Source organism: Streptomyces sp. MB09-02B (assembly GCF_033794485.1).
Lineage (GTDB): Bacteria > Actinomycetota > Actinomycetes > Streptomycetales > Streptomycetaceae > Streptomyces.
Window position 1 is genome coordinate 1 of sequence record NZ_JARGEE010000380.1, and the last position, 8671, is coordinate 8671.

Annotated in this window: 7 protein-coding genes; 3 read left to right on the forward strand and 4 right to left on the reverse strand. The window is 66.3% G+C overall.

The genetic code is table 11. From position 1 onward, the window contains the following. Positions 1-702: 702 nt before the first annotated feature. Complete coding sequence (locus tag P1P70_RS35135) at positions 703-864, forward strand: hypothetical protein (protein ID WP_319245095.1); 162 nt, start codon at positions 703-705, stop codon at positions 862-864. A 119-nt stretch (positions 865-983) separates the two neighbouring features. Here P1P70_RS35135 and P1P70_RS45910 read toward each other — a convergent pair whose 3' ends face one another. The 3 genes from P1P70_RS45910 to P1P70_RS35155 form a co-directional block, all read right to left on the reverse strand. Then, a complete protein-coding gene (locus tag P1P70_RS45910; RefSeq protein WP_413471619.1) occupies positions 984-3005 on the reverse strand; it encodes a caspase, EACC1-associated type in 2022 nt (673 codons plus the stop codon). Further along, positions 2932-3402, reverse strand: a complete 471-nt coding sequence (locus tag P1P70_RS35150; protein WP_319245088.1) for an effector-associated constant component EACC1 — start codon at positions 3400-3402, stop codon at positions 2932-2934. Before P1P70_RS35150 ends, P1P70_RS45910 begins: the two co-directional genes overlap by 74 nt. A 474-nt stretch (positions 3403-3876) precedes the next feature. After that, positions 3877-4125 carry a hypothetical protein gene (locus P1P70_RS35155; protein WP_319245090.1) on the reverse strand — a complete coding sequence of 83 codons (249 nt, stop codon included), beginning with the start codon at positions 4123-4125 and terminating at the stop codon, positions 3877-3879. A 171-nt stretch (positions 4126-4296) separates the two neighbouring features. On the opposite strand from P1P70_RS35155, the gene P1P70_RS35160 reads away from it, so the two are divergent. Continuing rightward, positions 4297-5133 (forward strand): hypothetical protein, encoded by an 837-nt coding sequence (locus P1P70_RS35160; RefSeq protein WP_319245091.1) that lies wholly within the window; start codon positions 4297-4299, stop codon positions 5131-5133. A 568-nt stretch (positions 5134-5701) separates the two neighbouring features. Continuing rightward, positions 5702-7315 (forward strand): IS1182 family transposase, encoded by a 1614-nt coding sequence (locus tag P1P70_RS35165; RefSeq protein ID WP_319245092.1) that lies wholly within the window; start codon positions 5702-5704, stop codon positions 7313-7315. A 100-nt stretch (positions 7316-7415) separates the two neighbouring features. Here the strand turns inward: P1P70_RS35165 and P1P70_RS35170 are convergent, their stop codons facing one another. Next, on the reverse strand, positions 7416-8558 hold the full coding sequence (locus P1P70_RS35170) for a hypothetical protein (RefSeq protein ID WP_319245093.1): 1143 nt from the start codon (positions 8556-8558) through the stop codon (positions 7416-7418). Between the last annotated feature and the right edge of the window lie 113 nt (positions 8559-8671).

The window sequence follows — 8671 nt, forward strand, 5'->3', positions numbered from 1 at the left end:
TACGCCGAGCAGGCGACGGCCGAACCGACGAACCTGAAACCCCGTCAACCCTCACTGACCAGCTGATCAGCACCTCTCGCGCAACGGGGGAACCTCAGGTCTCCCGCCGCGCGATGTCCAGCGCGGCGCCAGGTCCAGATCGAGAGGCCGTCGCACGCACGACCAGGTCCATGGGGCCTGGGCGCAACCGTGCCGAAAAGTGACGGCGCACAGACCCTTCGTCTTGATCGGTGCACCTTGGTCGGAGCACAGGATCAGACGAAGGCCGCCCCCACGTCCGGCGAACGCGCAGGTGAGCGACCTAGTTCGAGAATCATTTCGACCTCAGACCATAAAAACCAAGGTGAGGTGTACGAGTGGGAGCTCGGCGGGCGGCGGTGACGGCGGGACCGACACCGAGAAGGACGGCTGAGGCCAGGCGCCCTCGCGTCAGTTATTCGGCGGCGGTGATGTCACCGACGGGGATGCAACTGACATCCGAGATTCCCCGCTCGCACAGTGTGGCGCCCTCCAGGTTCGCCTTCTCCGACACGATCTGCCAGGCCCAGTGGTAGTCTGCTCCGATGGGACGGGCGAAAAACTAGCAGCGCTCGTTTACCGGCGGTAACACTCTTCTGGTCACGCTAAGGCAAAAATTGCGCGTCCAGGAGCGGGGTGTAGTGACAGGGGGTGCCCCTTCCCTCACCCGAGCGCCAGAGGGGCATGTCACTCCAGGGGCAGCACGTCCCGGCTCGAGCCTGGCCCGACGTCCGCGACCCCGGCTCGGTGGAAGAGATCCGGGAGGCGTTCGGCCGACGCTGCTGGATCCAGTTCATCCCGCACGCCGGAGCGATCGAGGTCCGCGACATCGGATGGGCAGGCTGATCACTTGCCCTGCCGGTTGCTCCTTCGCGGATGCCGGGCGGACCGTGCCGTCAACGCTTGCGACCCACAGCGCCCGCTCGCCCTCCCGGCGACATGATCACGAACCGGACATCATGCAACTACGCCGAAGCCCTGCCAGTCAAAGCATGAAGTGCGCAGACCGTACTACCAAAACCGATGTAGACAAGTCCGTTCGCTACGACAAGCGGTGCCGTACCGGCGTTTGGCAAGGCGTGAGTCCACAGATGGCCTCCAGTCGTCGCGTTCAACGCCTGTATCAGGTTCCACGCTGAACGGAAGTAGAGCCTGCCGTCTGCCACCGCGATACCTCCGTCGGCACTGCTGATGGCGTGAGTCCAGCGTGGGGTGCCGCTCCAAGCGTCTAGCGCCTGTATTTGTTGCTTCCACGTGACGTAGAGCATCCCGTATTCTACTGGGAAGGGGTTCGAAAGATAGCCATCAATGGCATGGGTCCAGCGGGTGGTGCCGGTTCTTGCATCCAAGGCGCGAAGGCTCATTCGGCGGTCGATATGGAGCGTTCCGTCTGCGACTATAGGCGTCTTTATGTAGGCACGAGGGGGGATGGTGGAGTCCGGCCAGCCCTGCGTCCAACGAATGGTGCCGGTCAGGTCCAGCGCATACAGGGACTGCTTACGAAGGACGTGAACCATTCCGCCTGCCACCACGGGGGGCACTATGGGGTGGCCTTCGAGGCCGCGGACCCAGCGCGTGGTCCCGGTCATCGCGTCCAGTGAGTGAACTGATCCGTCAGCGCTGCTGAAATAGAGGGCCCCGCCTGCCACTACTGGTGGTACCCCATCCCACATGCGGGTCGCTCCAGCCAAGGTCCACCGAAGTGTGCCTGTTGCTGCGTCTAGCACCTGAACGGAGCCATCACCGCCTCTGAAGCAGACCGTTCCTTCCGCGACAACCGGTCCCACGCAGGACGTCAACCGCTTGTGCCAGCGTCTGGTCCCCTCTGCAGTCCAAAGGGTAGTGCCGGTAGTCGCGTCCAGTACCCGGAGGTGCGCGTCACCTGAGCTGATGTAAACGGCCTCATCCGTTACAGCCGCCTCCGGAGCGTAATTCAATAAGTATCTGTCTCCCAGTCCAATCCTATGAGACCAGAGCAGGGCACCAGTTGCCCCGTCCAGCGCCTGCATATTCCCGTAAAAGTCGCCCGCATAAAGTCGCCCGCCCGCTGCCGTCAGCCTGCGGATGTAGTCCGTTTCTGTCTGGGATTGCCATGGGCTAGCGGTGTCTGTGGCGCGGGCTGTCCTGCCGGGCGTGGGTCCAGTGGCTCGGTTGTGGAACTGGACCTGGCGAGCGACGGTGTTCTGGGCAAACTGCTGGGGCTCGGGGCTGTTTCGATCACGCATGCGGCGGCGCACGCGCTGCCAGATGTCGTCCAGGCTCAGAAGCGACCCGCCGTCGGTAACGCCGTGTTCCAGAACGCTGACCAACTCGCCGGTGAACTCCGGGAGGGCCGACCCGGGCGGGACGAAGGAAGGCTGGGTCGGAGGCGCGGAGGTCAGGACGCAGTCGCCATAGTCCTCCGCCGCGCCATCGGCCTGCTCTGCTGGGGGCTCGTCCAGGGCCTGCGCGAGGTCGGCGCGGGTGGGGATACTGGTGGAAGATTGTGTGCCAGCCAAACCGCTGTAGCAGCAGTCGAGCACAGTAACCCGGTACCGAGCCCGGTACCCGGCCTGTCGCAGTACATCGCGCACGGTGCGGTAAAGGAGGGTGCCAATCTGCGGGTGATCCGCGTCCGCATCAGCCAGCGCCAAGTACAGCTGTTCGTTGCGGTCGCGCAGTCCGTGCCCGGCAAAGTACACGAGTAGCGTGTCCGTGGCCTGCTTAGCCGAGTCGCGGACTGCGGCTAATACCTGTGATGGGGAAGCCTCCACGCCCACTTCCGTGACATGCTCGGGAGGCAGACCCCACACGGACGGGTCGCGCAGCAGTGCGGCAAGGCGCTGCGCCCCGGACACTGCTGCGGGCAGCGGGGCGAGGGCCGCGTGGGTGTAGGTTCCGATCCCAATCAACACGGCTCGGCTGCAGGCGGGGTCAGGAACCGGCATTGCCCGCGCCTTCTGGCGGAGTACCGGCTGAAGCGGGCGGGGACGGCGGGCCGTCGGCATCGGGTTGAGTCGGCTCTGTTTCAGCTGTCAGAGCCCGTGCGATGCGGACTGCATCCTGCTCGTTGCCGTTTTCCACCACCACACGCAGGTCTCCGTGTTCAATCACCATGCGCGCGCTGGTGCGGAGGCGTGGCGGTAGTGAGGCGCGGAATGTCCTGTGTGCATACACCAACGCTGCGGCGGAGAACCCGGAGGAGACCGCGAGACTAAGCCATTCGACCAGGTCGCTGGACATTGCTCCGTCGGTCGGCTCGGGTCGGATCCGGCGGATCTCCACGTGGGGGCCTACTGCGCGGTCCTGTGACAGCCAGTCGGCGAAGTCGGCAGTTAATTGCGCGACTGACTGCCCGTCCCGACTGTCAGTGCTCCCTCCAGCGCTGTCGATCCTTACGCGCACCTCTACCCCCTGGACTCACCGGCGTTCGTCGAGGCGCAGTCGCCCGAGGTACTTCCGGACAGCTTCCCGCCCCGACTGATCGCCAACACCGTAGAGGCTGCCTAAGGCATCGCGCACGAATACGTCAGAAGGAAAAGACTCATGCCCGCAACGAGGCAGCGGGAAGGCGCCAGGAAGTCAGTGGCTGACGCTGTCTGCCTTGGACGGCGCTACCCGCCGGTTACTACCCCCGTGGTCAGGGTCAGGCGCCCGGGGTCGGGAAGGGCCGCCGACCCGGCCGATCACCCGAACCAGCGATAGCGCCACACCTATTGCGCTGTATATGGCCGGCCTCATCAGTACTGAGCTGCATTTTGGAAGGCGATGGTGCCCGACCAGGTAGCGGTGGCCTTCATGGTTCCAGCGTTGGCGGCCGTGGCTCCCCTCGCATCCGGGAGGGGAGCCACGGCCGTGTGAAAGCCCGGGGGAGCTTGGTCAGCGGTGGCGGATTTCGTCAGCCCAGTGCCGGAGCTGGTCCTTGAGGACCAGGTTGTCGCCGCGGGCCACGGTCTGGAGCAGCTGGGCACACACGGTCGCTTCGGCGGCGAGGCCGGCCGGGCTGCCGAGCACAGGGAAGGCGGCGCGGACGCGGGCGGCGGTGTCCGGCTGAAGCAGCGAGTAGGCGTAGAGCGTGGCGCCGTCGAACCCCTCTGGAGCTCGCCCCCAGCCCTCCCAGTCCAACACCTTCAGCGGTGCTGTGACATTCGCCCAGTGCAGTTCCGTGGCAAGTCCAGGCGTGTTGCTTCTCGTCTTCCGGGATGGGCCTCGGGTGCTTGGTTGACGACTGTCCGGAGCCGACGACGGGCCTGCCATATTGAGGAGGTTCTCATGGACCGGATGCCGTAGGAGAAGCTGATGCAGTGGACCCCAGACGGGCCCGATCAGGTGCTGATCGCGAAGGTCTTCGAGGAAGCGGCGGCCCAGTTCGGTGCTCGTCCGGGCGGTGAGCCGCGTTTGGGCTGGCGGGGGCGGACGTTCGGTCGGCTGGTGGAGCGTCCGGACGGGAAGACATGGCTGCGGGTGGTTGCCGCGCCTGCGGAGAAGGTGCCGGAGAAGTTGTGGTCCGGAATGGCGACCGCTCAGGCAGTGACCGGAGTCCGCAAGCCGGAACTCATGGACATCTGGGAGACTGCCGAGGACGGCCTGCGGTTTCGCGCGGAACTGTCGACGTTCGTCCCGGAGTCGGTGTGCTCGGCCACTCCTGAACTGCGGGAACCGATCAGTCTCCCGGATCAGTGGTGGCGCCAGTTCCGCTCGTCACTCGATGCGGTCGCTGTGACCGCAACGGACCGTGTCTCGGTCCGGCAGGATCTGGTGACCCGCCGTCTGAACTGGGTCAGCGACGGAACCGTGCCGACCGAGGTCAAGGTCTTCACCGCGAGTCATGGCGACATGCACTGGGCAAACGTGACATGCGGGACCTGCGTGTTGCTGGACTGGGAAGGCTGGGGCCTGGGTCCGGCGGGGTTCGACGCGGCGATGCTGCATGCGTACTCGCTGTTGGTGCCCGAGGTCGCCGCTCGTGTCTTCGAGACGTTTGCGGACGTGCTCGACACCCCCTCAGGCCGCCAGTCCCAGTTGTTCGCGGCGGCGGAACTGCTGGTGATGGTCGGACGGGGTGATCACCCCGAGCTTGAGGGTGCGCTGCGTCGGCAGGTCAGCAGCCTGCTCGCGGCAGGCGGCATCGGCTGACCACGAACTGCTGTTGCCGGACATGACGTCGGTGGCACAGGCCAATGCCGGTGAAACCGAGGTGCCTTGACGGGTATCGGTCCGGTAGCGTGCGAGCCATGTCGAGTCCTGAGTCAGACAAGGTGGGGGCTTTCGGTCACGCCGTCAGCCCCCTGAACCACTGAGCTCGTAGCCCTGTCGTCGCGCCGCATTCTGTGGCGGGACGAGTGCGTTCGTCCTTGGGGCTGGCCGCGGTGACGAGATGACCCTCTCGTGCCTCTCCTCACCTCGGAGCCCACTCGATGCCTCTCCCCCTGTACCTGCTTGCCATGGCGGTCTTCGCCATGGGCACCTCGGAGTTCATGCTCGCCGGCCTGTTGCCGGACATCGCCTCAGCTTGACTCTGTCGGGGATCTTGGAGTTTCCCGGTGCGGCAGCACGGTCAACGGGCATGCTCGGGTAGTTCCGAAGACCGATGCAGCTGTCGAGGTGCCCGTTGTCCCTCCGTCCCCGTTCCGGTGAGCGAGTCCCTCCGCTGACTGCGCAGGTCGCGCGGGCGAGCAATCCGGGCGGTACGACGGCGATATGGGTGCGTGACCGGCTGGATGGCCTGTGGTGCGACGAGGACTTCGCCGGCTGGTACCCGCGCGACGGGCGTCCGGGTCTCTCTCCCGCTCAGCTGGCCACGGTCTGTGTGCTGCAATTCGTACTCGGTCTGTCGGACCGGCAGGCCGCCGAGGCGGTGCGCTGCCGCATCGATTTCAAGTACGCGCTGGCCATGGAGCTGGACGACCCCGGCTTCCATCACAGCGTGCTGGCCGACTTCCGGGATCGTCTCGCCAAGGACGGCCGGGCCGACCGCCTTCTCGACCTGGCGCTGGCCCGTCTGAAGGAAGCCGGGCTGGTGCGCGAGCGCACCGCGCAGCGCACCGACTCCACCCACGTCCTGGCCGCAGTGCGGGACCTGACGCGCCTGGAGCTGGTCACCGAGGCGGTCCGTGCGGCACTGGAAGAAGTCGCCGGCATCTCTCCCCACCTGCTCGACGGGCTGGTCGATGAGGACTGGGGCCGCCGCTACGGCCGTCCGGTCCGCCTGGGCAAGAACCCCACCAAGCCCAAGACCAGAATCCTCGCCACCGGCGACGACGCGGTCAGACTCCTGGAACACCTCCACCAGCACGGAGCCGACCGTGCGTCGGGTCCTCGTATCCAGGCACTGCGCCAGATCCTGGTGCAGAACTACCACCGCGACGCCGCCGGCCGCCTGCGCTGGCGCACCGCCGAGAAGGAAGACGGGCCCGGACTGCCGCCCTCCTCCCGGGCGATCGTCTCCCCCTACGACACGTCGGCCCGCTACGCACGCCACGGACACATCATCAGCTGGAAGGGGTTCACCGCCCACCTGACCGAGACCTGTGCTCCCGACCGCCCCAACGTGATCACGGACGTGGCCACCACCGCGGCCACCACCCACGACAGCCAGGTCCTGCCCGGCATCCACACCCGCCTCGCCCGCCGCGGACTGCTCCCCGCCGAGCACCTGGTCGACGCCGGCTACACCTCTCTGCCCCACCTGGAACAAGCCGCCCGCGAACACCAGGTCACCGTCTCCGGGCCGCTGAAGAGCAACCCCACCCGCCAGCACCGTCGAGGCGAGGGCTTCGCCCGGGACGACTTCCACATCGACTACGACCGCCAGCAGGTCACCTGCCCCCAAGGCCAGGTCAGCGCGGGCTGGCACGGCCCCTACCCGACCTCCTCGCCCACCGCGGCCCCGCTGATCGTGGCCCGGTTCACCAAGAGCCAGTGCCGCCCCTGCCAGGCCCGCACCCAGTGCACCAGCACCACCGACAACGTCCGCACCGTGGGATTCCCCCCGCGGGAACTCCGTGAACTGCAACTCCGCGTCCGCACGGAACAACAGACACCCGAGTGGAAGGCCCGCTACGCGGTCCGCTCCGGAGTGGAGAGCACGGTCAACGAGTTCGCTCACGGACACGGCATGCGCCGCTGCCGCTACCGAGGGCAGGGAAAGGCCCACATCCAGCACGTCCTGACGGCGATCGCCGTGAACATCGAGCGCCTCAGCGGGCTGTCACCGACCGAGGAACCCCCGACGCCCCGCCGGCCGACTGCTTTCCAGGACTACCTCGACCAGCGTGAGATCCCCCGGCTGAAGTCCTGGCGAACTCTGGGCAGTTGACCCCGGCGACTCCAAGATCCCCGACAGAGTCAAGCTCAGTCACAACGGCTTCGCCGCAGCTTGGCAGTCAGTTTGCGGTGTTCTGGTGGCGCTTGGGGCCTCATGTCTCGCCGTCTTCCGAGTTGATGGTGGGTAGGTTGCGGCTCGCGAGTATGCGACGGCCAAGGCCCGGCACGTCGTTCAAGGCAGGGTCAAGCGCCGTCACATCCTCCTGGAACGTGCTCAGCCTTCGCGGCGTAGTGCACACGTTGAGGAGAAGGCCGGTGAAGTCTTTCCAGGCCAGATCCCCGGGATGGCGGCTGATGGCCTCGGCCCGCCTCAGGTATTCGTCCGTGCGCCGATTTGAGGCCCGAGTTGCCTCAATGTGCAGTGCGTCCGGATCTTCGAGCCCTGCTCTCCGGGCCAGAGCCAGCGCAGGGGAGGCTTCTACGAGAAGCGCCAGCACGTCGCGAACCGTGCAGATCACTCGATACTCGACCTGTTCCATTCTCTGGACTCGGTCTTGGAGTGAGGGCCAGCGAGGGCGGCGGAGAAATGGGCTCTGGCCGTCGCCTTCTGCCTCTCGGACGGCCTTACTTAAATGGGCGAAGACCTGTTTGCCGTACTCGTCAGCGAGTTCCGGCAGCGACTTACTGACTGCCTCCACGATGGCGTCGGCGCCGAAGTTCTCGAAGCCGAGCACCGTGGCCACGGCGAAAGTCGCGAGGCCGTCGGCGTCGGCGAGGTTGTCGGGCGCTGTCGTGCCCGGCGGGTGCCTTCTTTGCTTCGCCTGGCGGTACAGCTTGGGGAAATAGCGGTGAGCCGACTCCAGGGCGGCGTCCATGGCCTTGTCGGGGCAGTTGCCTGCGGCCTGGGCGGCCTTCTCGATGGCGGCTAGTGGATGGGAGTCGTCCCGGGCCATATACCAGGCCAGAGCCCGTCGAACCGCACATTCGGGTAGCGGTACTGACGGGGCCGCAAGGACCTGATCGAACCGAGGGTGCGTGGTGAACACGTGGAGTACCGCCTGCTCCAGGGGCCTCTTCTTGATGGTGGCCAAAGCCAGAGCCTCAGCGACCGCGAACGTCTCCGGGAGGAGCTCCGAGGTGGACCCAGACCCACGCCCCAGGCCGTGCTGCTTCTTCCAGGGGAGCGCACCGAACTCCCGCCATCGGCGGATCTTCGCCCAGCTCACTGATAGCCCGTGCGCCGCAAGCTGCTCACGCAGTCGCCGCTCGGCGGCACTGGGCTCTTTCCACACCACGGGGTCAGTCTAGTTATTGATCCGAAACGATAGGTGTTCTGGGTCGTTGATCCCTGCGTGAGTGAACTGGTGGGGGACGCACGGCAGTTGTCGCCGTCGGCGCAGGAGGCACT

What these genes read in the sequence shown, in the direction of transcription:
- P1P70_RS35160 (WP_319245091.1), top strand. Translation starts at nt 4,297, where the DNA reads ATGCAGTGGACCCCAGACGGGCCCGATCAGGTGCTGATCGCGAAGGTC.
- P1P70_RS35135 (WP_319245095.1), top strand. Translation starts at nt 703, where the DNA reads ATGTCACTCCAGGGGCAGCACGTCCCGGCTCGAGCCTGGCCCGACGTC.
- P1P70_RS45910 (WP_413471619.1), bottom strand. Translation starts at nt 3,005, where the DNA reads ATGCCGACGGCCCGCCGTCCCCGCCCGCTTCAGCCGGTACTCCGCCAG.